Source organism: Gordonia sp. 852002-50395_SCH5434458 (assembly GCF_001665905.1).
Classification (GTDB): domain Bacteria; phylum Actinomycetota; class Actinomycetes; order Mycobacteriales; family Mycobacteriaceae; genus Gordonia; species Gordonia jacobaea.
Window position 1 is genome coordinate 1 of sequence record NZ_LZTC01000089.1, and the last position, 24,584, is coordinate 24,584.

At 64.1% G+C, this 24,584-nt stretch carries 22 protein-coding genes; 11 read left to right on the plus strand and 11 right to left on the minus strand.

Going from position 1 to position 24,584, the window contains the following annotated elements; genetic code table 11:
• The first annotated feature begins 171 nt into the window (after positions 1 to 171).
• Genes A5785_RS18715 through A5785_RS23115 form a run of 3 tightly spaced genes read left to right on the plus strand, consistent with a single transcriptional unit; the run spans position 172 to position 1,307 of the window.
• Positions 172 to 684, plus strand: a complete 513-nt coding sequence (locus A5785_RS18715) for a hypothetical protein (protein WP_064868337.1) — start codon at positions 172 to 174, stop codon at positions 682 to 684.
• A 15-nt stretch (positions 685 to 699) separates the two neighbouring features.
• Positions 700 to 885, plus strand: a complete 186-nt coding sequence (locus tag A5785_RS18720) for a hypothetical protein (RefSeq protein ID WP_156525552.1) — start codon at positions 700 to 702, stop codon at positions 883 to 885.
• Positions 882 to 1,307, plus strand: coding sequence for a tyrosine-type recombinase/integrase (locus A5785_RS23115; RefSeq protein WP_269449598.1), 426 nt, complete (start codon positions 882 to 884; stop codon positions 1,305 to 1,307). The genes A5785_RS18720 and A5785_RS23115 overlap by 4 nt, the downstream gene beginning before the upstream one ends.
• A gap of 1,956 nt (positions 1,308 to 3,263) precedes the next feature.
• Here the strand turns inward: A5785_RS23115 and A5785_RS18730 are convergent.
• The 3 genes from A5785_RS18730 to A5785_RS18740 form a co-directional block, all read right to left on the minus strand.
• Entirely contained in the window at positions 3,264 to 3,686 is a 423-nt protein-coding gene (locus A5785_RS18730; RefSeq protein WP_064868348.1) for a hypothetical protein, read from the minus strand.
• 145 nt (positions 3,687 to 3,831) lie between these two features.
• Complete coding sequence (locus tag A5785_RS18735) at positions 3,832 to 4,815, minus strand: TauD/TfdA dioxygenase family protein (RefSeq protein ID WP_064868351.1); 984 nt, start codon at positions 4,813 to 4,815, stop codon at positions 3,832 to 3,834.
• 123 nt (positions 4,816 to 4,938) lie between these two features.
• A complete protein-coding gene (locus A5785_RS18740) occupies positions 4,939 to 7,281 on the minus strand; it encodes a sulfatase-like hydrolase/transferase (RefSeq protein ID WP_064868412.1) in 2,343 nt (780 codons plus the stop codon).
• A gap of 284 nt (positions 7,282 to 7,565) precedes the next feature.
• Here A5785_RS18740 and A5785_RS18745 point away from each other — a divergent pair, with 284 nt between their 5' ends.
• The 4 genes from A5785_RS18745 to A5785_RS18760 are packed head-to-tail and all read left to right on the plus strand — an operon-like array spanning position 7,566 to position 12,736.
• Positions 7,566 to 9,158, plus strand: coding sequence for an ABC transporter substrate-binding protein (locus A5785_RS18745; protein ID WP_064868354.1), 1,593 nt, complete (start codon positions 7,566 to 7,568; stop codon positions 9,156 to 9,158).
• A complete protein-coding gene (locus tag A5785_RS18750) occupies positions 9,158 to 10,114 on the plus strand; it encodes an ABC transporter permease (RefSeq protein WP_064868357.1) in 957 nt (318 codons plus the stop codon). The genes A5785_RS18745 and A5785_RS18750 overlap by 1 nt, the downstream gene beginning before the upstream one ends.
• Positions 10,114 to 11,043, plus strand: a complete 930-nt coding sequence (locus tag A5785_RS18755) for an ABC transporter permease (RefSeq protein WP_064868360.1) — start codon at positions 10,114 to 10,116, stop codon at positions 11,041 to 11,043. The genes A5785_RS18750 and A5785_RS18755 overlap by 1 nt, the downstream gene beginning before the upstream one ends.
• A 1-nt stretch (position 11,044) precedes the next feature.
• Positions 11,045 to 12,736: a dipeptide ABC transporter ATP-binding protein gene (locus tag A5785_RS18760; protein ID WP_064868363.1), complete on the plus strand. Its 1,692-nt coding sequence runs from the start codon at positions 11,045 to 11,047 to the stop codon at positions 12,734 to 12,736.
• An 11-nt stretch (positions 12,737 to 12,747) separates the two neighbouring features.
• Here A5785_RS18760 and A5785_RS18765 read toward each other — a convergent pair whose 3' ends face one another.
• Positions 12,748 to 12,936 (minus strand): hypothetical protein, encoded by a 189-nt coding sequence (locus A5785_RS18765; RefSeq protein ID WP_049700601.1) that lies wholly within the window; start codon positions 12,934 to 12,936, stop codon positions 12,748 to 12,750.
• Positions 12,937 to 13,064: 128 nt separating this feature from the next.
• Between A5785_RS18765 and A5785_RS18770 the strand changes: the two genes are divergently transcribed.
• The gene (locus A5785_RS18770; RefSeq protein WP_064868366.1) at positions 13,065 to 13,967 is read left to right on the plus strand and encodes a LysR family transcriptional regulator; all 903 of its coding nucleotides are present in this window, start codon (positions 13,065 to 13,067) and stop codon (positions 13,965 to 13,967) included.
• Positions 13,968 to 14,084: 117 nt separating this feature from the next.
• Complete coding sequence (locus A5785_RS18775) at positions 14,085 to 15,497, plus strand: fatty acid desaturase (RefSeq protein ID WP_064868414.1); 1,413 nt, start codon at positions 14,085 to 14,087, stop codon at positions 15,495 to 15,497.
• A gap of 16 nt (positions 15,498 to 15,513) precedes the next feature.
• Here A5785_RS18775 and A5785_RS18780 read toward each other — a convergent pair whose 3' ends face one another.
• The gene (locus A5785_RS18780) at positions 15,514 to 16,710 is read right to left on the minus strand and encodes a PucR family transcriptional regulator (RefSeq protein WP_064868369.1); all 1,197 of its coding nucleotides are present in this window, start codon (positions 16,708 to 16,710) and stop codon (positions 15,514 to 15,516) included.
• A gap of 139 nt (positions 16,711 to 16,849) precedes the next feature.
• On the opposite strand from A5785_RS18780, the gene A5785_RS18785 reads away from it, so the two are divergent.
• Positions 16,850 to 17,044 carry a ferredoxin gene (locus A5785_RS18785; RefSeq protein ID WP_049700598.1) on the plus strand — a complete coding sequence of 65 codons (195 nt, stop codon included), beginning with the start codon at positions 16,850 to 16,852 and terminating at the stop codon, positions 17,042 to 17,044.
• Between the two features lie 8 nt (positions 17,045 to 17,052).
• The gene (locus A5785_RS18790) at positions 17,053 to 18,237 is read left to right on the plus strand and encodes an NAD(P)/FAD-dependent oxidoreductase (RefSeq protein ID WP_082938000.1); all 1,185 of its coding nucleotides are present in this window, start codon (positions 17,053 to 17,055) and stop codon (positions 18,235 to 18,237) included.
• Here A5785_RS18790 and A5785_RS23120 read toward each other — a convergent pair.
• The 6 genes from A5785_RS23120 to A5785_RS18815 form a co-directional block, all read right to left on the minus strand.
• Positions 18,129 to 19,241: a hypothetical protein gene (locus A5785_RS23120; protein ID WP_064907302.1), complete on the minus strand. Its 1,113-nt coding sequence runs from the start codon at positions 19,239 to 19,241 to the stop codon at positions 18,129 to 18,131. The genes A5785_RS18790 and A5785_RS23120 overlap by 109 nt on opposite strands.
• 123 nt (positions 19,242 to 19,364) lie before the next feature.
• Positions 19,365 to 20,447, minus strand: coding sequence for an ABC transporter substrate-binding protein (locus A5785_RS18795; protein WP_064868375.1), 1,083 nt, complete (start codon positions 20,445 to 20,447; stop codon positions 19,365 to 19,367).
• 67 nt (positions 20,448 to 20,514) lie between these two features.
• Positions 20,515 to 21,408: an ABC transporter permease gene (locus A5785_RS18800; RefSeq protein WP_197494536.1), complete on the minus strand. Its 894-nt coding sequence runs from the start codon at positions 21,406 to 21,408 to the stop codon at positions 20,515 to 20,517.
• Positions 21,405 to 22,214 (minus strand): ABC transporter permease, encoded by an 810-nt coding sequence (locus A5785_RS18805; RefSeq protein WP_064868378.1) that lies wholly within the window; start codon positions 22,212 to 22,214, stop codon positions 21,405 to 21,407. Before A5785_RS18805 ends, A5785_RS18800 begins: the two co-directional genes overlap by 4 nt.
• Positions 22,207 to 23,127 carry an ABC transporter ATP-binding protein gene (locus tag A5785_RS18810; RefSeq protein WP_064868381.1) on the minus strand — a complete coding sequence of 307 codons (921 nt, stop codon included), beginning with the start codon at positions 23,125 to 23,127 and terminating at the stop codon, positions 22,207 to 22,209. Before A5785_RS18810 ends, A5785_RS18805 begins: the two co-directional genes overlap by 8 nt.
• 88 nt (positions 23,128 to 23,215) lie before the next feature.
• Positions 23,216 to 24,574 (minus strand): DNA polymerase III subunit delta', encoded by a 1,359-nt coding sequence (locus A5785_RS18815; protein ID WP_064868384.1) that lies wholly within the window; start codon positions 24,572 to 24,574, stop codon positions 23,216 to 23,218.
• Between the last annotated feature and the right edge of the window lie 10 nt (positions 24,575 to 24,584).

Genomic DNA, 24,584 nt, shown 5'->3' on the forward strand with positions numbered 1-24,584 from the left:
TTCGCAAGTCGAATTATCCCAGGTCAGGGCACCAATCTTCGTTTACGACACGAAATCAGCATGAAAGCCCGAGGCTAGAGTCGTACCATGCCCGCATGCTCACCGGCCTACAGCCGCTGGTGTTCAGAACGCTGTGCCGCATTGGACAGCTTGGAACACGTGCATAGCAAGATGACAGGCAAACGACGAGGGCGACAGTACGCCACCGACCAACTGAATCTCGCGCTGTTCGTCAGCCTCGCGGCCCAGTTCCAAGGCTACTGCCGAGACCTCCACGACGACGCCGCCGTGCAGATCGCCCTCAGTCTCGTGCCCGGGAGTGAGCGACAGGCGCCAGTCGTTCTCAACGCACTTGTTCGGAGCCGCAAACTCGACGTCGGGAACGCCTCCACAGGAGGGATCGGCAACGACTTCGCGGTCTTGGGTATGCCGTTCTGGCCGAACGTAAAAGCGGCGTATCCCTCCAAGGGACCCAAATGGAACGCGACGCTGGACAGCCTCAACGTTGTGCGCAACGCAGTTGCGCATAGCCAGGCCGACAAACTTGCAGACGTCCGGCGGGAACAACCATTGAGCCTTGCTACGTTTAAGAAGTGGAGAAGTTCACTCAACGGCGCTGCGTCTGGCTTCGACAGCGTCGTGGGTGCATACTTGCAGAACCTCACGGGCACTGGCTGGGACTAGTAGGAGGTGGCCAACATGAGCAGTCGTAAGACTTCCACGATCAAGCCGGGCGATCGCATTCGGGTGGACTTCGGCGGGCAGCTTGTTTACGGCGTTGTCACCAGCGTTCGCGGCGACCGTGTTCATGTTCAACTGGACATCGAAGGTACCGACGAGCCCGTCGCGGGACTCTATGAAGAAAAGCAACTCGCATACGCATAAACCGTTGCGCGGCAACGTATTTCAAGGTCAGGCAGTCCCCCCCCGGCTGTCAGCATGGCCCCGGGGGCCTAAAAACCTGGTCAGGTCCATTTTGGGCATGGGTTAGACAGTTCCGGGGGTCCAACGTCAATCGTGCGCTGGCAACCGCGTGCGAGGCCGCGGGGGTCGACAACGTCACCACGCACGCCATGCGGCACGCATGGGCATCACACGCTGTCGACTACACCCGCGTTGCAAACCTGCTCGGACATGCCGACTCAACGCTCGTCAGCCGCGTCTACGCGCACGCCGGTGGCGACGACGAACTGTTCGCGGCCGTCGCGCAGATCGAGGCCAGCACACAAGACCACACACAGAGCACACACGATGCCTCGACCTCAGCGGTCACCGATGGACAGTCGGCGACGGATCAAACTCCGTGATCCCCCTGTGCCTCAATGTGTTCTAGACGTTCATAGATACACAGCGACTCTCAGCGTTTTCGCTGGTCGCGCCGTCACAAAGAACTCGTAATGAAGTAGGTCAGGAGTTCGATTCCCCTAGGCGGCTCCAAAGGTCAGAGATGCATCTCGGCCGACTCCCATCGCTACCCACCTGGGATTGCGTCGGCACCGACATTCCTTCCCCTGACCTCTGGTTGTCACGAGGCGTCTACCGAACGTTAGCTCGGCCGGTCGTGTCTCGGTCAGCGGAGCACATCTTGGCCTGAATGGGGTTGCCGCAGGTCACTCGGACCATGTCAGGACACTTGCATCAGGTGTCCCTGCCAGGTAGGCCGACACGCGCATAACCCGTTCGTCAACCGATGGAGATCTTTAGCGAACAGGCTTCTATCGCGAAGAAGTGCCTTAATATTTCACGGTTCTCGGTTGATCCGCGGCTTAAGCTGGCCGAACTGGGTACCTATGAACCGCTAGACGGCCCACCACCGCTCGCACCACTCTGGCGAAGGAGACGGACTCTCCGAGTCAGCTTGACGTCAACGCCGCCCGACACACCGAACGCGCGCTTACACAGCACGTCCGGTAACGTCAGTTAGGGTGCAATTAGGTCTCGACGCCTTTCTGTTTCGTTGCACTGCCCACCAGTAGCAACTCAAATCGACAGAGAAATCGGATTAACGGGCGTTTTTTCATATCACTCGATCTGGCACATCGGCTTGGTGGGCGGGCGATGTCCGAGAGCGAGTCACTAATGAACACAAAGCTAACGCAGCTCATACGCACTCGCTGCAACCTGTCCGGCGAGTCATACCAGAGTACATTACGGCGAGTTCAGGCTGGCGAAGTCCCACTAAACGTACCGATTCCGTCTGCAGCACAGCAGTTCATCGAGCATGTCACGTTTTGCGCACTTACGAGTCGCGCCAATTATCATAGATCTCCGGTCGGTATTCGCCGATTCATTGGTGGTGCAGATGACTCCTGGCCAATCGTCGAACTTGATCCCCTCGAAATGGGGCACCGCGAGATCAGAACACGAATCCGCCAGACACTTGTCGACCTATTGCCCTACTCAGAAACTGCGAACGGAACAGTTGAGGGTGGCGTCAGTGGGCTCGTTGTCCAATCGATCGACGGCCGAGACCTGACGATTGGACTGCGCAGTGTTCCAATGGTCGGCCTTATAATCAGATCGACCCAGAGCTCGTGGATGACAGCGGTTCACGACTATACAGTTGAACTTCACGGCTACGGCTATTTCCCGGCTTGGGATACCCACCGACCGGCGCCTTCGAGTTTTTCGCGGCACCATGAAGCGGACCACGCACGTTTCGGCAGCCCACTACTCCGGGCGGTAGGGGCAATGCGCCTGACGCAGGCATATTGTGGCAACTCCTGGGGAGACCCCAGTGCCCTCAAGCTTGAGTTCCTGATAACCCCGTCGCACCGGAATGGCCATCACGACACCTTCCTAAGTGCCATTACCACCGCAAACTCTGACCTCACCTGTCGGATCACAACCTGCGCGTGTGGACGAGAAGTCGGCTCCTGTATCGCCGTTCTGTCGAGCGCAACAGCACCTTCAGAAAAGCTAGAGATTCGTTTTTCGCGAGGTCTGAAACCCTCTACGGAAGCGCGTGAATTCTTGCACAGAATGCACCGCGCACACGTCGCAAAGCGTGTATTAGACGCGCATGGGTGCCCATGCCTCCTACCCGATCTCGGGCTGTGAACAACTGCCCTCACGGATCGGGCCAGTCGTCGATACTTCGGGTGTTCCGAAAGCGTGAAGAGCCCAAGCGAGCTCACTGCCAAACCTTCGATCGAGCGGCAAAGTTGCGCGAGCCCTTGATCGCAGAGGTTGAGGATGATCCTGGCACTTCCGACGAGGCCTGGAGCTTAGTGACTACGCAAACCGGCGGGCCACCCGAGAGATCACCCGTAGTACGCGAACTCGCAGGTCGGGTTGGTTTCGGTCTTGTACGAGACCAGGCTGCTGCCCATCATGATCGCGCAACCAACCTCGGTACCGCCGATCACGCTTACGCTCGACGAGACCTCGTTGTACACCGGGTAGTCCTTGCTCCACGGCAGCGTTACGGCGGTCTCGGTGGTCTCCGGCCCGCCGTTGATGCGGTAGCGGATGGTGACAGGAGTCGAACCGCCGACCACTTTCATCGTCGCAGTGCCGACCGACGGTCCGGTCGGTTGAGCCGCAGCGGATTCCGCGGTGTTCGTTGCGATATCGGTGGTACCCGAATTCGATTGCGCCACCGGCTCACCCGCCAATGAACAACCGGCCAGCGACAGCACGAGCGCTGCACCACAACAGATTCCGACCACTACCCTCTTCGACATGCGAGGAGTGTAATGCGCTGAGAGCCCGATGCCACGGGAGTCATCCACAGGCCAGACGACGCAATGTACAACGCACGATGCGGCCAAACCCAGCACGTGGTCCGACCGCATCGTGCACTCTCCGGAGAATCTCCGGCGAGCAGGATCAAGCAGCGAACACCGCGAGGCGTCGGGGCTGCTCCACCGACGAGTAATGCGACGCGTCGCCCTGGATGATCTCGCTCTGCTGCCCGTTGACGTCGACGGGCACGTCGCCGGCCAGGGTGATCCGATGCAGCTGACGCTTCTGGTTGCCGAAGTCGGCGATGCCGTAATGCTGGGTGGCCCGGTTGTCCCAGATCACCAGGTCGCCGTAGCTCCAATTCCAGCGGAAGGTGTTCTCCAGCTTGGTGATCCGAGCCTGCAGCAGTTGGTACAGATTGGCGAACTCCGACGCCTTCAGGCCGCGGAACTCCTTGGCGAAGTGGCCGAGGAGCAGGCTCCGCTCACCGGTCTCCGGGTGCACGCGGACAACGGGATGCAGCGTCTCGTACTCGGAGCTGGTGAACTCGGCGTAGTGCTCCTCCTTCTGCACAACGTCGACGCCGCCGGACGGCTCCTTCTGTCCCACATAGTCGTACAGGTTGGAGTGCGTGGCCCACAGTTCCTCGACGAGCGAGCGCAGCGGCTTGGGCAACTGCTCGTAGGCGGCAACGGTCGACGCCCAGGTGGTCGCACCACCGTAGGCGGGCAACACGATTGGCCGCAGCAGCGACGCCTTCGGGATGCGATCGACGAAGGTCACGTCCGTGTGCCAACTGTTCGCGGCGCCTTCGATGGTGAGCAACTGATCGCCGCGCGACGTCACCGTCGGATGCGGTGCCGTCGGCTCACCGAGCAGCGACGCGAACGCGTACTGGGTCTCGTCGTCGAGGTGGTCCTGCCCGGTGAAGGCGATGACCTTGTTGACGGCGAGCGCGGTGCGGATCGCCTCGACCTGCTCGGTGGACAGGTCTCCGCCGAGACGGACGCCCTCGACCTTGGCTCCGATGTTCTCACCGAGCTTGGTCACGGTGATCGACGCGTCGTCGTAAAGGGCCTGCGCAGCGGACTCGCTGTCGGTGCGTCGTTCGATGTCGGTCAGTGTCACTGGTGTACTCCTTGGCTGATTTCGTCGTTACTTCGATTTCTCCACTGATCGGCGCGCGGCGACAGGTTCTCGCCCACACCGATTACAACCTTGCGCCGCCGCGATATTCAGTCGGCGTGATACTCAGTCGGCGTGATATTCGGCGCTCTCGTCGATCTCGCGGCGGATAGCGGCCGGAACCCGCACGGCGCCCGGCCGGTAGGTCACCGCGCGTAGTGCGCTGCCGAAGCGGAACACGCCGCGTCGCTCCCGCAGGTCCAGATCGACGGGACCGCGCGCGTCGAGCCCGACGGAGATTCCCGTCCACGGAGCCATGCCGACGAGCTGGAACTGGTTGTCCAACTTGGCGATTACCTCGACCTGCCCGCCACTCGACGCCTCGAGTACGAAGTCCCATCGCACCTGGGGCGTCGCGACGGCACGGAGTACCAGTGTGTCGACACCGACGGGTAGCTCACCGGACACGCGCGCAATACGGCCGTAGCTGTTGAACACGAAATGTGCTGTGCCGTCTTCGATGTAGAGCAGATAGCCGCCCTGGGGATCGCCGTGGGCGACCAGCACACCTTCGTCGGCGCGTGTCCAGTCGCGCAGTTCGATCTCGATGTCGAAGTCTCGGTATGCGATGAGCTTGCTCGACCGGTACCGCTCAAGTGTCGGTGTGCCGGCGAGGATGCGCACCGGGTCGCTGTAGCGTTCTTCGTCGGGTCGTCGACGTCCCTGATCGGCCGGCGAATCGTACAGCGGGAACACAGTATTGCGCCACGCGGCTTCGTCCCACGCGCGCGCCAGCTCGGCAACGACGTCCGGATGTTCCGCGGCGACGTCGTGCGTCTCCGCGGGATCGGTTGTCACGTCGTAGAGTTCCCACTCCGGGTCGTCGACGCGATCGGGATCCCGGTGCAGCGACAGCAGCTTCCACCCTTCCCGATAGAACCCGCGGTGTCCGCCGAACTCGGCGTACTGCTCGGTGTGATCCGAGTTCGACGCTCCATCGCGCAGAAACCCTGCGGCACTGACACCGTCGCGCGATTGCGCGGGTTTTCCGTGCCGCTCGGTCGGTGCCTCGACGCCTGCCAACTCGAGCAGCGTCGGCACCAGATCCGTCACGTAGGCATACTGTCGGCGAACACCGCTGTCGTCCGCGTCACGCGGCAGGCCATCCGGCCACGACAGCACGAACGGCACCCGTACACCTCCGGCAAAGGTCTGCCCCTTGTAGAAGCGGAAGGGCGTGTTCGACGCCTGGCCCCACCCGCGCGGATAGTGCACCCCGAGAGCCGCACTACCGATCAGGTCCTCGTCGTGGGGAACGTCGCGCTCCCAGTCCGACGGCACCGGGCCGTGCACGAATTGGCTGAAGTACGAACGGGTTCCGACCGGACCGCCTTCGGCGGTACCGCCGTTGTCTGACGTGAACACGATGATCGTGTTGTCGAGTTCACCGAGCTCGGTCAGGGTGTCGACGATGCGCCCGACGCTCTGATCGACCGAATCGACCATGGCCGCATACACTTCCTGGTACTTCGCGAAGCGCTCCTGCTCCTCAACATCGAGTTCGTCCCACGGTGGCGCGTCGTATCCGGGCTCGGTGTTGCGCTCGGCGATCGGGGTGCCCTCGTCGAAGAGACCTTCCGCGACCTGTCGTTCGAATCGTCTCTGGCGCACAGCATCCCACCCGTCCGCGTACTTTCCGCGGTACTTCTCGAGGTCGGACTCCTTGACCTGATGCGGACCATGCATCGCGATGTGCGCGAAGTAGAGGAAGAAGGGTTTGTCGGCATCGTGTGCCCGCAGCGACTTGATCTGCGCGACAGCACGATCGGTGAGGTCGTCGGTGACGTAGTAGTCATCGGGGTACTCGTCGACGTCGACGACTGAATTGTCGGCGATGAGCTGGTTGGGATAGAAGAACGAATTCAGCCCTTCGAGTGAGCCGTAGTAGGAGTCGAACCCGCGCTGCAGCGGCCACGAGTCGCGTGTACGACCGGGACTCATGTTGGCGTCGCGAGCGAGGTGCCACTTACCGACCGCGTACGTCGCATAGCCGTTGGCGCGCAATATCTCCGGAAGCGAGAGCACATCGTCGGCGAGTTCGAGACGTAGACCGGGGAAGCCCGGATCGGAGTTCGCCACACTGCCGTAGCCGGCACGATGCGGGTTGAGTCCCGTCAGCAGAGCGGCCCGAGCGGGCGAACAGACCGGCGTCGTGTGGTAGTTCGACAGTCGGAATCCACGCTCTGCGAGTGCTGCGATGTTGGGGGTATCGATCTCCGCACCGAACGGCGAGATGTCGGAGTAGCCCATGTCGTCGATGAGCACGACGACGATGTTCGGAGCACCCGCCGGCGCACTCGGTTCGGGCTTCCACCAGGGTGTCGACTGCGACGACGTGCGTCCAACCCGACCCTCGAAGCCTTCGTAACCTCTTGCGTAGTCGGGTATTTCGCTGTTGTCGTCTGCCATCGTCACTCCTCGAAGATCGTGCGACCGCCGCTGTCCGCGGTTACGCATCACACACCATTCGCACGGTGGGTCGGTCTGTCAACCCTTTCTCCGACGCTGCCGAGAAAAGCGCCGTGAGCTTGAAGTCGCCCCCCGTATGCCCTCACAGTTGCTCGTATTCGACGACGTACACCGACCCGCGGCCGTGCGTCGGGTGGTCGATGTCCGGATCGGCTTCTGCCGCATGACCGACCACGCCCAACCCCCAGCCCCCAGCCCATCGGACGGAAGAGAATCCGAAGACCATGCCCACTCGCACACGAGCCGCGCTGCTCGCGCTCGTCGCACTGCTGACGATGGCCACGGCAACCGCGTGCACCTCCGCTGTCTTACAGCAGCAGAACTCGACAGCGACCGCCCTGCCGCCGGGTCACAAGCCGCCACAGGGCGGCACGCTGCGCGTCGGGGTGCTCAACGACCTGAGCCCGAAGACCTTCTTGCAGATCGGCACGGGCAGTATGAACGGCCACGTGGTGTCGAACGTCTTCGACACCCTGATCCGCTACTCGCGCGATGATCTGACCGTCCGGCCGTCGCTGGCCACACGCTGGCAACTCGCCCCGGACGGCCGCTCCCTCGCGCTCGATCTGCGCGACGACGTGCGCTACCACGACGGTCGGGCCTTCACCTCCGCCGACGTCGAGAGCTCGCTGAAGGCGTACACCGCCGGGCCGTGGACACCGCAGTTCAAGCGGACCGCCGCCGCGATCACCGGATATGACACCAGCAATCCACACCGCGTGGTGCTGACCTTCGACCATCCGCTCAGCAACGTCTTCGACCTGCTCGACTCTGCACCGATCATCGACGGCAACACCCTCGACGGGCTGCGTGCGGGCAAGGTGTTCAACGGAACGGGACCGTTCCGCTTCTCGTCATGGCAGCCGAACTCGGATGTTCGCCTGGTGCGCAACGACTCCTACTGGGGTCCCCGAGCCAATCTCGACGCCATCGACCTCAACATCATCACCGACCAGCAGGCGCTCTACACCCGGCTACGCACGGGCCAGATCGACCTCGCCTACGGACTCAACAATCACGACCAGGAATTGGCAACGCGCAGATACGGATTCAACAGCATCACCTACACCGGCGCCGAACAGCAGGAGTACGTGGGAATCAACGTGGCCAACCCGGCCCTCGCCGACGTCCGCCTGCGCAAGGCGATCGCCTTCGCCATCGACCGCGAACGCATCATCAACGACGTCTTCCGCAAGAGCGGCTACGTGGTCAACCTGCCCTGGCCAAAGTGGTCTCCCGCATACGACGCGTCGAAGAACACGACGTACACACGCGATGTGAACCGTGCCCGCCAGCTCGTCGCCGAGCACGGGCAGGTTGCACCGATCACTCTCGACTACTCCACCCAGGGAGTTGACCGGGTGGTGGCGCAGATCGTGCAGTCGAACCTCAAGGATGTCGGTATCCCGGTCGAGCTGCGTCCCAACGACAACACCGTGCAGTCGTCAAAGCTCATCGGCGGCAAGTTCGACGGAATCTGGTTGCTGCAGCATGCCTTTGCACAGTTCACGCCGTCGACGCTCGCCGTCTCCGCGTACCCGTTCAACGCGGCGAAGAACTCCTCCAACTACGTCAGCCCCGACTACGCGAAGGCAGCCAACGCGGCCTGGAATGCTCCCGATCCGACGTCGCCCGCGGCGCTGGCCGCGTATCGGCAGCTCGACGACATCTGGTTGAACGATCTGTTCCTCGTCGAGATCGGTGTGGTGTTCCAACAGTCCGCGGCGTCGCCCGCCGTCGGAAACGTCGATTGGGACAGGCGTGCCCAACTGCACCTCGGCGAGACCTACCTCAACACGCAAGGACGGAACTCCTGATGACCGGATACCTATTGCGCCGCATACCGACGGCGATCCTGGTGCTGTTCGTGGCCTCCGTGCTGATCTTCGCGATCGTCCGATTGATCCCGGGTGGACCGGAATCAGCGCTCGCGGGTCCCGACGCCACCCCCGAGCAGTTGGCGGCGATCCGGCACGACCTCGGCCTTGATCGCGGCTTCATCGCCCAATACGCCACCTGGATCGCAGGCATCTTCACGTTGGATCTCGGCAAGAGCTACCAGGTCGGTGGCGAGATCAGTTCGCTCGTCTCGTTCGGACTGGTCCACACCATTCTGCTCACCGTCACCGCGCTGATCCTCGCCGTCATCCTGGCACTGGCGTTGAGCTTGTCGGCAACGATCTACGACAACCGCTTCGTGAATTCCCTTGTCACCGGCGTGAATGCGGTAGCAATCGCGGTTCCGACCTTCGTTGTCAGCACACTGTTGATCCTGATCTTCGGAGTCAAATTCCGACTTCTCCCCGCAGGCGGCACACCGCCGGACGGACTCTTCAGCCAACCAGGCATCACCGCGCAGTACCTCCTGCTACCCGCTGTCGCCCTGGCGCTCCCGGCAGGTGCCACACTCGCCCGCTTCCTGACCGAGGCGCTGCGCACCGAACTCCGGCAACCCTATGCGACGACAGCCCGAGCACTCGGAGTATCGAAGCGAGACATCGTCATTCACAGCGCGCTGCGCAATGCGCTACCACCGAGCCTGACCGCACTCGGGCTGGTGACCGGAGGCCTTCTCGGCGGGGCGATCCTGGTCGAGGCCATCTTCGGTTGGCCCGGGCTCGGACTCCTGACCGAGCAGGGCATCTTCGCCCGCGACTATCCGCTCGTGCAGGTACTCGTGCTGCTGTCGGTCGCGGTGTTCGTCGTGCTCCAACTGCTCGCCGACGTGCTGCATGCGTGGCTCGATCCCCGAATCCGATTGGCAGGTAACTGATGTCGACCTCACTGACCACCTCGTCCGGCTCGACGTCCGCGACCGGGGCCTCCGCCGTAGACATCGAGCCGGGTCTGATCCCGGAGTCGCCCACCGACAAGGAGCGGCGTCGAATCCGGACGCCGTTGTGGCGCAGTCTCCTCACCGGGAGCGGCCTAGTCGGAAGCGTTCTGGTGCTCGGTATCGTGGCGCTCGCCCTGCTCGCACCGCTACTGACGTCGTATGGACCGGACCAGCAGATCGACGGCGCATACCTGTTGCCGCCCGGCGCCGACCACTGGTTCGGCACCGACGACCTCAATCGCGACGTCGCGACACGGGTGCTCTACGGCATCCGGGTGGATCTGCTGATCATCTTCATCGCGGTACCGATCGGCGCCCTTCTCGGTACCGCGATCGGTGTCCTCACGGTCTCTCACCCGATTTCGGATGTCATCGCGCAGCGTACCTTTGACGTCATCCTCGCCTTTCCCGCGCTTGTCCTCGGTATCGCCCTGACCGCCGTATTGTCGCCCGGCGCAACCACAATCGGAATCGTCATCGTGCTCGCGGAGATTCCCATCTTCGGTCGACTCGCCCGCACATCGGTGCTACGCGTCAGAGAACTGCCCTACGTCGAGGCGGCACGTGTGAGCGGCGCGCGCAACAGCTACGTTCTCCGCCGCCACGTACTGCCCAATTCGATCGAGTCACTCGGGGTCCAGTTCGCGCTGTCGCTATCGCTCGCCGTCTTCGTCGAAGGGGCGCTGAGCTTCCTCGGCATCGGTGTGACTCCCCCGACGCCGTCCCTCGGCGGCATTCTGTCGTCGGGAAACAGCTACCTCGAGACCAATCCGTGGTTCTCGGTGGCGCCGCTCATCGTGATCACAGCACTCGTCCTCGGTTTCTACCTGATTTCCCAGTCCATTTCGCGCAGCAGGAGGCAGTGAGATGACCAACGCTGCAGACAACGACCACACAGCAGTTGATCCCGCACCCGCACTGGAGGTCGACTCCCTTCGAGTCACCTTCGACTACCCGCGTCCGGCCGTCTCCGACATCAGCTTGCGTGTCAATCGACGCGAGATCGTCGCCCTGGTAGGCGAATCCGGCTCCGGCAAGACGATGACCGCCCGCGCGGCGATAGGTCTGCTCCCCGAGCACGCGGTCGCGACCGGCTCGGTCAAGGTCGACGGCGTCGAGGTGTTGAACGCCTCCGAACGCGACCTCAACGCGATCCGCGGCACCGGTGTGGCCATGATCTTCCAAGAGCCGCAGACCGCACTCAACCCCGCCCAGACCGTGGGATGGCAACTGCGCCAGGCGCTACGGACACATCAATCGATCTCACGACGCGATGCTCGACGCCGCGCCGTCGAACTGCTGTCGCTCGTCGAGATCCCCGACCCGGAGCAGCGCGTCGACTACTACCCCCACCAACTCTCCGGCGGCCAGAAGCAGCGCGTGGTGATCGCCCTCGCACTCGCGAACGACCCGGCACTGCTCCTCGCCGACGAGCCGACGACGGCGCTCGACGTCTCGGTACAGCGTGAAATCCTCGACCTGCTGCTGCGTCTGCGCGGCCGGATCGACGCCGGAATCCTGCTCATCACACACAATCTCGGTGTCGTCGCCGATATCGCCGACCGCGTCGTCGTCGTCCAACTCGGCGAGGTCGTCGAACGCGGAACGGTCTTCGACATCTTCGCTCGGCCGACACAGCCGTACACACGTCAACTTCTCGCCGCGGTTCCCAAGCTGCCGACCGTCGACTCCACGGACGACGAGAGTGCCGGGGCGGCATCAGATTCCGACACCGCTGAGGGCGACGGACCCGTTCCCATCGTCGCGGTCGAGCATGTCACCGCGGTGCATCGTGGCGGTTTCGGACGCAAGCCCGTCGTCGCACTCGACGACGTCTCGCTGCACGTCGATCCCGGCGAGGTCGTCGGGGTGGTTGGCGAATCAGGCTCGGGTAAGACGACTCTCGGCCGGTCTATCGGCGGGCTCACCCATCTCAGTGGTGGCAAGATCCTGGTCGACGGACACGACCTCGACGCCGTCGACCGCGCACAGTTGCGCTCGCTGCGCCACACCATCGCGTTCGTGCCGCAGGACCCGACCGCGTCGCTCGACCCGCGCTTTACCGTCGCCGAGTCGATTCGCGAACCGCTCGACATCCAGCACATCGGAACGCGCGCAGAGCAATCGACCCGCGTCGAGGAGTTGCTCGACGCGGTGCATCTGCCTCGCTCGTTCGCCGACCGACTTCCGCACGAACTCTCCGGCGGTCAGCGTCAGCGTGTCGCGCTGGCGCGGGCGCTGTCGGTGCGGCCCAAGCTGCTCATCGCCGACGAGCCGACCAGCGCGCTCGACGTGTCGGTGCAGGCACGCGTGCTCGAACTGTTCGCAGAACTACAGCACGAGCTGGGCTTCGCGGCGCTGTTCATCAGCCACGACCTCGCCGTCGTCGAGCAGGTGTCCGACCGCGTGTACGTGCTGCGCAACGGGCGGGTCGTCGAACACGGGTCTGCGCGAGACGTGCTGACCCGGCCGCGCGACGAGTACACGCGCGCACTGCTCGACGCCGTGCCGTACCCCGACCCGCAGCGGCGTCGAGAGTCGAGCGCCGCGTTGGCGTGAGGTCCGAGACCCTAGGAATTCTTCGGCTCAGCCTCAGGCGTGTCGGCCGCGCTCTCGTCTCCGGCGCTCTCGTCGCCCGCGGAATCGTCGTCGGCCAGCGGGTCGTAGCCGGGAACGCCTTCGAGCACGGTCAGCTCGTTGTCGATGGCGGCACCGACGGCCTTCGCGTCGTCTTTGATCTTCTTGATGAAGTCCGACATCTCGCTCCCTCGTCAGTGGTCGGGAATCCTACGAACCGCACGACCCCACTGCAGGCCGCGCAGTGACCACCCTACAAGGCCACAGATCATGCTTGTGACCAGACGAGGCGTTGCCTAACGTCATCGCCATGCCCGCACGCCGACTTCCCGACATCACAGCGCTGGAGGTCGTCGTCGCGGTCGGCAGACTCGGCAGCATGGGCGCCGCCGCCCGCGACCTCGGACTCAGCCAGCAGGCCGTCAGCTCGCGCGTGCGCGGCGTCGAGCACGAACTCGGCATCGAGATCTTCGTACGCTCCCCCGCCGGCGTCGAACCGACCGAGAACGGTCGCCTGGTCCTCGAGTGGGCCAACGCGCTCGTCGAGCGGGCAGCCGAGTTCGTCGCGGGCGTCGACACGCTGATCGGCAACAGGCATGCGACGCTCGTCGTCGCAGCGTCGATGACAGTCGCCGAGTACCTGGTACCGGGCTGGCTCACCACGCTCACCTCACGCACCGGAGCACGAATCTCGGTGCGCCCCATGAATTCCGCCGAGGTCATCGACACGGTGCGGTCCGGTGATGCCGACCTCGGGTTCGTCGAAAGTCCCGGCGAGACAGCCGACCTCGACGCCGCGCTCGTTGCCACCGACGAGTTGTACGTGGTCGCCGCTCCAGGCCATCGCTGGTCACGCACGGGCACGGTGTCGGCCGACGAACTGGCGTCGACGCCGCTGATCCAGCGAGAACCCGGCTCCGGAACACGGATCACCTACGAGAAGGCGCTCTCGGAACTCGGACTCGTCGCCGCCGACCCACTCATCGAACTGCGGTCGGTCACCGCGATCCGGTCGTCGGTGTTGACGTCGAACGGGGTGACGGTGTTGTCGCGGCTGTCGATCGCCGACGACATCGCGGCCGGACGCCTCGTGCGCATCAATGTCGACGGGTTGTCGATGGTGCGTCCACTCCGTGCCGTGTGGACCTCGCACATCACGGTGCGCGGACCTGCGCGAGAGCTTCTCGACGTCGCGCTGGCGTCCACCACCTGATTGTGTGATCGCACAGCGTGACGCCGCACATTGGGTGAATAGCACGGTGATTGTGATCCAGAACGCGTGGATTCTGACAACAGTTCAGAAATACAGCCCGTGTTCAGGAGGTACATCATGGCACTCGAGGCCACCGGCACCGTTGCCGAAGGAAGCACCGCAAGGTGGCGTGATCGCAAGCGCTATCTGTGGCTGATCGGTCTGATCGTCCCGTCGTTCGCATTCATCGCCATCGGTGGGTACGAACTCACCGGGTGGGGTGTCTTCCTGTGGGTCGGTCCGATCATCGTGCTCGGCGTGGTCCCGCTGATCGACTTCGTCGCCGGTTTCGACCCGACCAACCCGCCCGACGACGTGATCGAGGAACTCGAGAACGACAAGTACTACCGCTACATCACCTTCGCCTTTCTGCCGATCCAGTACGCGGGCTTCATCCTCTCGATGTATCTCATCGCCACCGCGGACTGGCCGATCATCAACCGCATCGGGCTCGCCGTGACACTCGGTTTCATCGGCGGCATCGGGATCAACACCGCGCATGAGCTCGGGCACAAGAAGGAGAGCCACGAGCGCTGGCTGTCGAAGATCGCACTGGCACAGAGCTTTTACGGCCACTTCTACATCGAGCACAACCGCGGACATCACGTGCGGGTCGCCACCCCGGAAGACCCTGCGTCGTCGCGACTCGGTGAAAGCTTCTACCGGTTCTGGTTCCGCACCGTGTCGGGCTCGCTTCGCAGCGCATGGCAGGTCGAGGCAAAGCGCTATCGCCGCAAGGACACTCACCCGTTCCATATCGGCAACGACGTACTCAACGCCTGGCTGATGACCATCGTGCTGTGGGCTGCGCTGACCATCTGGCTCGGCGTCGGAATTCTGCCCTACCTCGTGCTGCAGGCGGTCGTCGGCTTCTCGCTACTCGAGATCGTCAACTACCTCGAGCACTACGGCATGCTGCGGCAGCAGACCAAAGCCGGACGCTACGAGCGCGTGCTTCCCATGCATTCGTGGAACTCCAACAACATCGCGACCAACGTACTGCTGTACCACCTGCAGCGACACAGCGATCACCACGCGAACCCCACTCGCCGCTACCAGACACTGCGCGACTATCGCGAATCACCCGCACTGCCAACCGGTTACGCCGGAATGATCGTCCTCGCGCTTTTCCCGCCGCTGTGGCGCCGGGTCATGGACCACCGCGTCGTCGAACACTTCGACGGCGACGTCCGACTCGCCAACGTCGCTCCCGGAAAGCTCGACCGTCTCACCCGCAGGTTCCCCATCCCCAGCGAGACGACGCTCGACGAGTCGCTTCTCGACGACGCGACGCCCGGCGCGATCAACGACGACATCGCCGCGGCCCGCTGCCCCGGTTGCGGTTACACCTACGAGGTCGCGGTGGGCAACGAACTCGAGGGATTCGCCGCGGGTACCGCGTGGAAGGAGATCCCCGACGATTGGACCTGCCCGGACTGCGGTGTGCGCGAGAAAGTCGACTTCATCCCCCTGAAGGAGACCAGCGCGTAGTCACCCGCGACCCGCCTCAGCCGAGGAAGGCGTCGAAGTAGTCCAGCGCCAACACCAGATCGCCTGCTCGCTCCCGAATGGGATGTCCGAGCAGACGTTCTGCTTGCTGCACTCGGTAGCGCACCGTGTTCTTGTGTATACCAAGCGATGTCGCGACCTGGTCTGCACTGTCGGCGGTGGTCAGCACATAGCGAACGGTGCCGCGCAGTTCGTCGAGTTCCGGTGCGGCGAGTCCACGCAGCACCGCACGCGCGAAACGCCCTGCGGCGTCGGGATCTCCGGTCAGGAGAGTCAGCGCGGCGACGTCCTCGTACACGGTCAGCGCGATATCTCGACGCGGCGACAGCGCGACACGTTGCGCCGCACGAGCATCGCGATGCGAACGGACGAATCCCTCGATACCCTCGGCCGCCTCTCCGATCGCGAACCGGATCTGCGCGGGATCGGCGCCGCGCGAATCCCACTGGGCCGCAGTGCTTGGTGCCACATTCAGCGCAAGCCATCCCCACAGTTCGCGGCCTCCCGGCCGGACGACGGCCAGCCGTGCTCCGGGAATCGACGACGCGAGGCGGACGAGTGACGGTTCGAGCCGCTCGATGGAGTCGGCGTCCATCGCGTGCGCGATGACCGCGACCTGTGTGACGCCGGCGATCGGATGGCCGCCCAGCTCCGCCGAGAGTTCCGTCGAGCCAACGCTTTTCCCGTCAAGGACATCGGCGACCAACTCGTAGCGTCGCGCATCGCCGCGTCGTCGAATCCGCTCCACTTCGTCCTGATACAACGCGACGGAGAGTTCGACCGAGGTGGCGAACCAGCGGTTGGCCTTGGTCCAGAACCACACGAGGAGCGACTCGTGATCGAGATCTTGTGGCGCATGCCCGACTACGTCGACGGCGAAATCCCACGACGCCTCCTGCGCGCTCTGATAGACCTTCAACAGCACCGGCAGTCCGAGATGGTGCCGCGCGATCTGGATCGACAGGTCTCCCGCTGCCGGTACGAGTTCGGTTGCCCCGTCCGCGTCGACGGTCACGCCGCCGAGGAACGCGAGCCAGTGCTCCTCGACCGCGGCAACGAGCACCGGTCGAATGTCGGCGGGCAGATCGACACCGGCGATGATCGCATCGACGGTGGTCGACACCCAGCCCTCGAGCGCAGTCGGGCTCTGCTGGTCGGCGACGAACATCTCCAGCCACTCGGCGATCTCGGTCATCACCCCAAACTGCCAGAGACTGTGTGATTGCACAGTCAAATGCGCCCGATTGGGTCCGAGGACCAGTGATTGTGACGCACCTCCCGGTCAAGATGACAACAGATGGTCGTTCACCAGCCCGCTATCGAAGGAGAGAATGATGAGTCACATCCAGGTCGACCGCCCCACCTGCGAGGGCATCGGCATGTGCGAAACACAGGCCAACGAGTACTTCCAGATCGGCGACGACGGCATCGTCGAGGTAGCGACCTCCGACGTCCCCGACAGCGACAAGACCTACGTGCGCGCAGCCGTCGACTCCTGCCCGGTATCCGCCCTGCGGATGCTCGACTGAGGTGCGCCGTGTCCGCACCACTCATGTCATCTGACACTCTTCCGCTCGTCATCGTCGGTGCGTCCTTGTCGGGGGTACGCGCCGCCGAGGGCGCCCGCGCCGAAGGGTGGAGCGGCGCCATCGTCATGATCGGCGACGAGCCGCATCTCCCCTACGACCGCCCGCCGCTGTCCAAAGCATTGCTCGACGCCGACAAGCAACCCGAACTGCCCACCCTGCGACGGGCAGAGAGTTGGGAAGCACTCGACATCGACCTGCGAATGTCCACCACGGCAACGGGAATCGACGTCACGCGCCGGAGACTGCTCACCGACGCGGGCCCGATCGCCTACCACGCGCTCGTACTCGCCACCGGGCATCGTGCCCGCACGATCGGCAGACTCGACGGATTCGACAACGTCCACACGCTCCGTCACTTCGACGACGCGGTCACAATCCGCGAAAAACTCCGCGACACAGCACGTCTGGCCGTATTCGGTACCGGCTTCATCGGTTCGGAGATCGCATCGGCCGCTGCCGCGCGAGGTATCGACGTCACCCTGATCGGAACGTCGTCGTTCCCGCTCGCCCGCAGCGTCGGCCCGCTCGCCGGACGCATGCTCGCAACACTGCATGAGGACGCCGGCGTGACACTTCTGTCCGACTCCGGTCTGGCAGGTATCTCGTCGCGCGACAACACGATCGACTCCATACGCACATCGTGCGGGCGTGACGTCCCGATCGACGCGGTCGTCGTCGGCATCGGGTCGACGCCTGCCACCGACTGGCTCGCGGCGAGCAGCGTCGAACTCGATCCCACGTCGGGTGCGGTGATCTGCGATTCGACGATGGCAACCAGCGCGCCGGCGGTGTGGGCGGCGGGCGATGTCGCATCGGTCGACGGCGCTGCCGGCGGGCACTGGACCTCTGCCACCGCGCAGGGATTCGTCGCAGGCGCGAATGCGGTTGGCGCGCAACAGACATATGCAGGGGTACCGTTCGCCTGGTCGTCGTGGCACGGTCACCGCATTCAGATCGTCGGCGCCACCGAGGTCGACCCGTCGGGAACGGTCACCGAAACCGTCGACGCCGACGGCGTCGTGCTCTACTCCGACGGCGACCGGCTGCTCGGAGCGGTGGCCGTCGACGCCCCCGGACGGATCGCCAAGCTGCGTCGAGCACTGTCGGCGGAGCTCACCGCTGCGCGATCCTGACCTTCCCCACCGCCCACTCGACGCCAGCAGATCAGCAGGATCGCCACCGCCGCAACGGCATACACGATATGGCTCACAAGCAAGACCATGGGAGTCGACGGCACCACCCCGGTAGAGAAGAAGGCGTGCCACGTGTAGGTGAGGAGCATGGCCGACGCCGCGGCCAGCACGTGACGTTGCGACCATCCGTCGGAGCGTGACCACCACCCCAACGACGCCAGTGCCACGGCGATCGCCACCACCACCGTCATATCGGCAATCCATGTGGTGTCGATCGCCGAATCGAGCTGAAAAGCACCCGCGCACAGAAAGATCACCGCAAACACCCACCACGGCGACGGCGCCGATCCACGTCGAGTCCGACCACGGCTGGTCCACACCGGACGACAGAGCGCGACGACGACACACGACGCCGCGATGACGAAACACGCGAGCAGCTGATCCGGAGACGCAAGGAAGTGACCGAACAGCGGATAGGTGGTAACGAAGGTGAACACCGCGCCGAGCACGACGCAGACCCCGGTCACGATCAGCCCACGCCGGCCGAGCCAAGGAATGTTCCCTCGTTGTCCCGCAGCCGCTTCGGCCAACGCGATGGGTGTCGCAATACTCCATCCGACGTGCAGGCAAAGGACGTACACCGTCCACGTGGTCCCGATACCCAATGCCGGGATGTACCCCTTGTCGAGGAGATGCGCACCGGCGTAGTCGGGATTGAACAGCGACATTGTCAACAGTCCCTCCTCGACGACAGCAAAAGCACTGCCCAGCAGGAGAATTGACGGCCAACCCAACCCGCGACGCCGTACGACCTCTCGGATGAGTACTGCGCTTCCGCCGTACCACAACGCCAACGGGATGATCGCGAAGATCATGGTCAGGGGGAAGTCGCCGAGGAAGAACTCGGCGACGAGCGGGGCGAGGAAGAAGAGACCGAGCGCCGGATTCCGTAGCCAACTGGGGACAGCGACGCGCCGTGAGGATGTGTCGGTGAGAGTGGACATACAGCGATCATCTCGCCGGGTGATCGGCAGCACCCATGCCATTCGTCATCGAATGCGGTGACATATGTCAGGGGCGGCGAACGCATCACGCGCTCGCCGCCCCCAGGTGCGTCGTGAAGGAGATCAGGCCTTGATCAGATCCGGGTTCTCCTTGTAGACCTCGTTGATCAGCGACATGTCGAAGATCTGCTCCGGCTTGAGGGTGTAGCCAGCCTTGCCGAGTGCCTCGATGTTCTGTGCGATCAGGGCGTCGGTCATGGTCAGCAGACCGTTCTTCTTCGTGTCCTCGGACACGACGAGCGTGTTCTGGGCCGTCGCTTCCTTGGTCTGCTCATCGAGGTTGAGCTTGAGATCCTTGCCGTACTTCTCGACGGCGAGCTTCGCCGAACCCGCGGGATCGGCGACGGCGTCGTTCCAGCCCTGCACCTCGGCCTTGAGGAACGCCTTGAGTTTGTCGCGCTCGTTGTCGATGGTCTCCTGCTTCACCACGAGTGTCTCGGCGACCAGCGGGAGTCCGAAGTCGGCGAAGAGGAAGTTGGTGTTGGCAAAACCGCTCTCGGCCAACGTGATCGGCTCGTTGGTCACGTAGGCGACCCAACCGTCGACCTCGCCCTTGGTGAGCGGCGTCGGGTCGTATTGCACCGAGATCTTCTGGACGTCGGACTCTTTCATCCCGTTGGCGGTGAGCAGAGCCTTGAACACATTCTCGTTGGATGCCTGCACGCCGATCTTCTTGCCCGCCATGTCCTGTGGTGTCTTGATCGGCTTCTCGGCCGACGACACGATGCAGAACGGATTCTTCTGGTAGGTGGCCGCGACGGTCATCAGTTTGGCGCCCTGCAGGATCACCGGCGCGGTGAGCTGCGGTGCGGTGGTACCGATCCACACCTTGTTCGACGTCAGGCCGGTCTCCACACCCGTACCGGCGCCGCCGCCGGTGATCAGCTCGGGCGTGCCGAGACCGCCCGCCTTGTAGTAGCCCTTCTCCAAAGCCCAGTATTCCCCGGCGAACTCGATGTTCTTCTGCCATGAGAGCTGCACCTTGGGATTGTCCGACGACGCCCCGCCGGACGAACTGCTGCCACTGCTACAGGCCGCGAGCGCCCCGGACACGCCCAGTGCACCCGCGGCACCGCCCGCAAGGAGCGAGTACCGAAGAAATGCGCGACGATCGAGTCCGCCGCCGCTACGCACGGAATTACTCATTGGGTGTTCTTCCTTTCAGGTGGATCGGGCGAGGATCACCCGACCGGGCTGGCCACGATCAGCAGCCTCAGTTCTGCTGCATACCCATCTGGGCCAGGACAATTGATTCGACGACGCCGACGATCGCGTAGAGGATGATCGACGCAACGGTGATGACGAGTACCGACGCCCACAGCTCGTTGTATGCCGCCGCGGGCAGCGCCTGCTGCAACGTTGCACCGAGTCCCTTGTTGGTGCCGAGCCATTCGGCGACGGTCGCGCCGACGAGCGCACCGGGAACCGAGATCTTGGCGGCACTGAACAACGAGGGCACCGCCGAGGGAATTGCGGAGCGTCGTAACGCAGTCCATCGATTACCGCCGTACACGGCGATCACGTCGTTGATCTGTGTGGGCGCGTTCGCCAGGCCGGTCATGATCATGACGAGCGCGGGAAAGAACACCACGATTCCACCCATCACGGCGACCACCCCGATTCCCCGCCCGACGACAAGGGTGATCAGCGGTGTCATCGCGACCAACGGCACCGAGCGCAGCAGCATCGCTATCGGCATGAATGTCTGTGCGGCAGGGCGTGATACGACGAACAGCGCCGCCACGAGCAGCGCCGCGGTCATTCCCACGACGAAGCCGATCGCGGCGTCGGTCAGGGTGATGGCGAGATTATCGAAGATCTCCGACCTCGCGTCGGCAGCGCCGGGCTCGGTGAACAGGTATTGGAACACCTGCACAGGGGTGCGTCCGATGATGGGTCCGATGTCGGGGAAGGCGAGCAGGAACAGCCACCAGATCACCAGGATCAACACAAAGGAGGTGACGAGTGATCCGAGGAACTTGGTGATCTGCCAGAGCAGCGCTCCGATGTTCGGACCTGTAGCAACGCTTTCTGGCTGTCCGTTCGATGGTGTCGGTGTACCGGCGACCACCACGTCGGTCGTCGAATCGGTTGTGGGAGCGCTCATCCGAACACCTCCTTGCCCGCGGCCCAACGCGTTGCGAACCGGGCGACGATGGCGACGATCGCGTAGCCGACGCCCGCGACGGCACCACAGATCAGCGCGATCGCCCACACCTGCGGGATGTCGCCGCGCTGCTGCGCGACGATCATCGCCGGGCCGGCGCCCTTGTCCGGCATCGCGAGGAACTCTCCGAGGACGGCCCCGAGAACCGCGGCCGGTGCAGCTATCTTGATCGCGGCCAACGTGTTCGGAAGTGCAGCCTCGATCCGCACGCGCCGCAACTGCGACCAACGGCCACCGCCGTACACGCGGATCAGGTCGAGGCTTGCTTTGTTCGGAGACCGCAACCCGCTGAGCGTTCCGATCATGGTCGTGAAGAACACCGAGATGGCCGCGAGGAAGATGATCATCGTCTGCACCTGCGCGAAGGCCACCTGGATGATCGGCGCGACGGCGATGATAGGTGTGCAGTAGGAGATGATCGCGAGTTGAGTCGCCAAGCCCTCGATCGGGGGGATCACGATCACCAGCAAGGCAAGCAGGATCGCGAGCAGATTGCCCCAGAAGAAGCCGCGGAGCGCCAATCCGATTGTGGACGAGAAGTTTTCGGCGTAGTAGCTCCACCCGGTGTCGGCGATAGTCTGCACGACGGCCCAGGGAGTGGGAATCGTCCCGTGAAACCATTCCAACGCTCCGGCCATCGACCAGAGCACCAGCACGGCGACGATGCCGATGAGTCCCGCGGCCCACCGGTCGGCGCCTGCGACCGTGCGCGCCGACGACGTCCGTTCCACCACGGCGCTAGCCACTCGTGGCCTCGGAGATCGCGTCGGCGTCCGCGGTGTCGGGGACATCCCTGTCGGGCTCGGATGCGGCGGGTTGGGACTTCACGGGACCGTCCGATGCCGTGCCGCCGAACAGCAAGCCGGACAAATGGTCATGCAGCGCATGGAATTCCGGCGTGCGCATCATCTCGGGAACGCGCGGCCGGGGAAGGTCGACGGGCACCACTTCCACGACGCGACCGGGGCGCGGACTCATCACAGCGACGACGTCGGAGAGAAAGACCGCCTCGGCGATCCCATGGGTCACCATGAGTGTGGTGGCGGGCTTCTCGGTCCAGATACGGAGCAGTTCGATGTTGAGGCGCTGACGCGTCATGTCGTCGAGTGCGCCGAACGGCTCATCGAGCAGCAACGCGGTAGGACGCACGACGAGCGCCCGCGCGATGGAAACACGTTGTCGCATACCGCCGGACAGCATTGCCGGCTTGGCTTTCTCGAATCCGGTGAGGCCGACGAGTTCGATCAGATCCGACACCAATGCGTCGTCGGAGGGCATGCGTCCGACCTGGAGCGGCAACCTGATGTTGGATTCGACGGTCCGCCACGGCAACAGGGCAGAATCCTGAAAGGCGATGCCCAGCGAGTGATCTCGCTGCAGTTCTGTCGGCGACTGGCCGTTCATCAACGCGGTACCCGACGTCGGTTCCTCGAGTCCCGCGAGGATGCGCAGCACCGTCGACTTGCCGCATCCGGACGGACCGAGCAACGACAGGAACGAACCCTCCGAGGTCTTCAACGACACGTCGGACAGCGCGGTGACCGTGTTGGTCCCACGCACCGATCGGCTGGTGAAGGTCTTGGTCAATCCGGAGATGTCGATGCCGGTCCCCGGCGGCCGCTCTGACGCGCGTGACGTCGCCCCCTGTGCAGATGTCATGAGTTGCCACGCTAGAAGCGTTGTGTTTCACCGTGATTACCCGGCGGTTACTCCGGGCGCCGAGCGCGACAAGTGGCTACCCCGGAGATCAGCTCGGGCGCATGACCTGTCCGATGGTGGCAACCATCGCGTCGACAGCGAACTTCGGCTTCACGTTCTGGTCAAGGACTTCACGACATTCCAGCACGGCTTCGACACAGCGGAGCAATTGCTCCGGAGAGGCATACGCGGCCATCGGAACAGCGATGTCGGCAGCCTTGTCCGGGTGCATCGCAGTGACCTGTGCACCCATCGAGACGACGAGGGCGTCGCGGTAGAGAGCCGCGAGGTCGACGAGCGCACGGTCGAGGGTGTCGCGTCCGACGCGGGTGGCGCGCGACTTCTGGCGCTTCTCAAGCTCTTTGAGTGCGCCCGCGGTTCCGCGGGGCGGTCGGGCGGTCCCCTTGCCCGTGCCACCAGCGCCAAGGGCGGTCTTCATCTCCTCGGTTTCGGCTTCGTCTCGTTCGGCACTGATCGCCTTCGCGGCAGCGTCGGCCGACTTCACCAATTCCTCTGCGGCCGCGTAGGCCGTCGAATCGCGGGTGGCCGCGCGCGCGAGTGCCAATGCTTTGTCGCGTTGCTCGCGAGCCTCGGGGTCGGTGGCGAGGCGTCGGGCACGTCCGATGTGGCCGCCGCAGACCGACGCGGCCCACCGCGCGGCCTCGGCGTCGAGTCCGTCGCGGTCGATGAGGACGCGTTCGATGTCGGCGACGGTCGGCGTTGCCAGCGGGACATGCCTGCATCGCGAACGAAGTGTGACGGAGATGTCCTCCGGGTCGACGGACGGCGCGCACAGCAGAAAGACCGTGCGCGACGGCGGCTCCTCGACGACCTTCAGCAGCGCGTTGGCCGCCTGCTCCGTCAGCCGGTCGGCATCTTCGACGACGACGATCTGCCAGCGACCGGTACCCGGCCGACGCGCGGCGGCCTGCACGATCTCGCGCATCGAGTCGACGGAAAGACTCAGCCCTTGCGGCACGATGTGCCGGACGTCGGCATGCGTCTGGGCCATGACCGTCACGCATGCGCGACACTCACCGCATCCGACGACGTCGGGATGTTGGCACTGCAGCGCGGCCGCAAAGCACGTCGCTGCGACCGATCGACCACTCCCGGGCGGACCGGTGAACAGCCAGGCATGCGTCATCGACGCCCGCGGCACGACGACGGACGACGGAGTGGGGCCGTCGAAGGTCGGGTCGTCGAAGTCTGGCTCGTCGAAGTCTGGGTCGTCGAAGTCGGCAGCGTCCAGGACCGATGCGTCGAGCTCTGCGGCGTCGAAGTCAGCAGTGGGGGTGGACGGGCCTGCGTCGAGGCGCGTGGCGAGGACCCTGGCCGCCGTTGCGGCGTCGGTCAGCTCCTGCGCCACAGCCCGCTGCCCGGTGAGCCGGTCGAAGACATTTGTCACATCACCAGCG

Bases quoted from the DNA above. Each gene is read 5' to 3' on its own strand.
- A5785_RS18715 (WP_064868337.1), top strand. From the start codon at position 172: ATGACAGGCAAACGACGAGGGCGACAGTACGCCACCGACCAACTGAAT.
- A5785_RS18720 (WP_156525552.1), top strand. From the start codon at position 700: ATGAGCAGTCGTAAGACTTCCACGATCAAGCCGGGCGATCGCATTCGG.
- A5785_RS18730 (WP_064868348.1), bottom strand. From the start codon at position 3,686: ATGTCGAAGAGGGTAGTGGTCGGAATCTGTTGTGGTGCAGCGCTCGTG.
- A5785_RS18740 (WP_064868412.1), bottom strand. From the start codon at position 7,281: ATGGCAGACGACAACAGCGAAATACCCGACTACGCAAGAGGTTACGAA.
- A5785_RS18745 (WP_064868354.1), top strand. From the start codon at position 7,566: ATGCCCACTCGCACACGAGCCGCGCTGCTCGCGCTCGTCGCACTGCTG.
- A5785_RS18750 (WP_064868357.1), top strand. From the start codon at position 9,158: ATGACCGGATACCTATTGCGCCGCATACCGACGGCGATCCTGGTGCTG.
- A5785_RS18755 (WP_064868360.1), top strand. From the start codon at position 10,114: ATGTCGACCTCACTGACCACCTCGTCCGGCTCGACGTCCGCGACCGGG.
- A5785_RS18760 (WP_064868363.1), top strand. From the start codon at position 11,045: ATGACCAACGCTGCAGACAACGACCACACAGCAGTTGATCCCGCACCC.
- A5785_RS18765 (WP_049700601.1), bottom strand. From the start codon at position 12,936: ATGTCGGACTTCATCAAGAAGATCAAAGACGACGCGAAGGCCGTCGGT.
- A5785_RS18770 (WP_064868366.1), top strand. From the start codon at position 13,065: ATGCCCGCACGCCGACTTCCCGACATCACAGCGCTGGAGGTCGTCGTC.
- A5785_RS18775 (WP_064868414.1), top strand. From the start codon at position 14,085: ATGGCACTCGAGGCCACCGGCACCGTTGCCGAAGGAAGCACCGCAAGG.
- A5785_RS18780 (WP_064868369.1), bottom strand. From the start codon at position 16,710: ATGACCGAGATCGCCGAGTGGCTGGAGATGTTCGTCGCCGACCAGCAG.
- A5785_RS18785 (WP_049700598.1), top strand. From the start codon at position 16,850: ATGAGTCACATCCAGGTCGACCGCCCCACCTGCGAGGGCATCGGCATG.
- A5785_RS23120 (WP_064907302.1), bottom strand. From the start codon at position 19,241: ATGTCCACTCTCACCGACACATCCTCACGGCGCGTCGCTGTCCCCAGT.
- A5785_RS18795 (WP_064868375.1), bottom strand. From the start codon at position 20,447: ATGAGTAATTCCGTGCGTAGCGGCGGCGGACTCGATCGTCGCGCATTT.
- A5785_RS18800 (WP_197494536.1), bottom strand. From the start codon at position 21,408: ATGAGCGCTCCCACAACCGATTCGACGACCGACGTGGTGGTCGCCGGT.
- A5785_RS18810 (WP_064868381.1), bottom strand. From the start codon at position 23,127: ATGACATCTGCACAGGGGGCGACGTCACGCGCGTCAGAGCGGCCGCCG.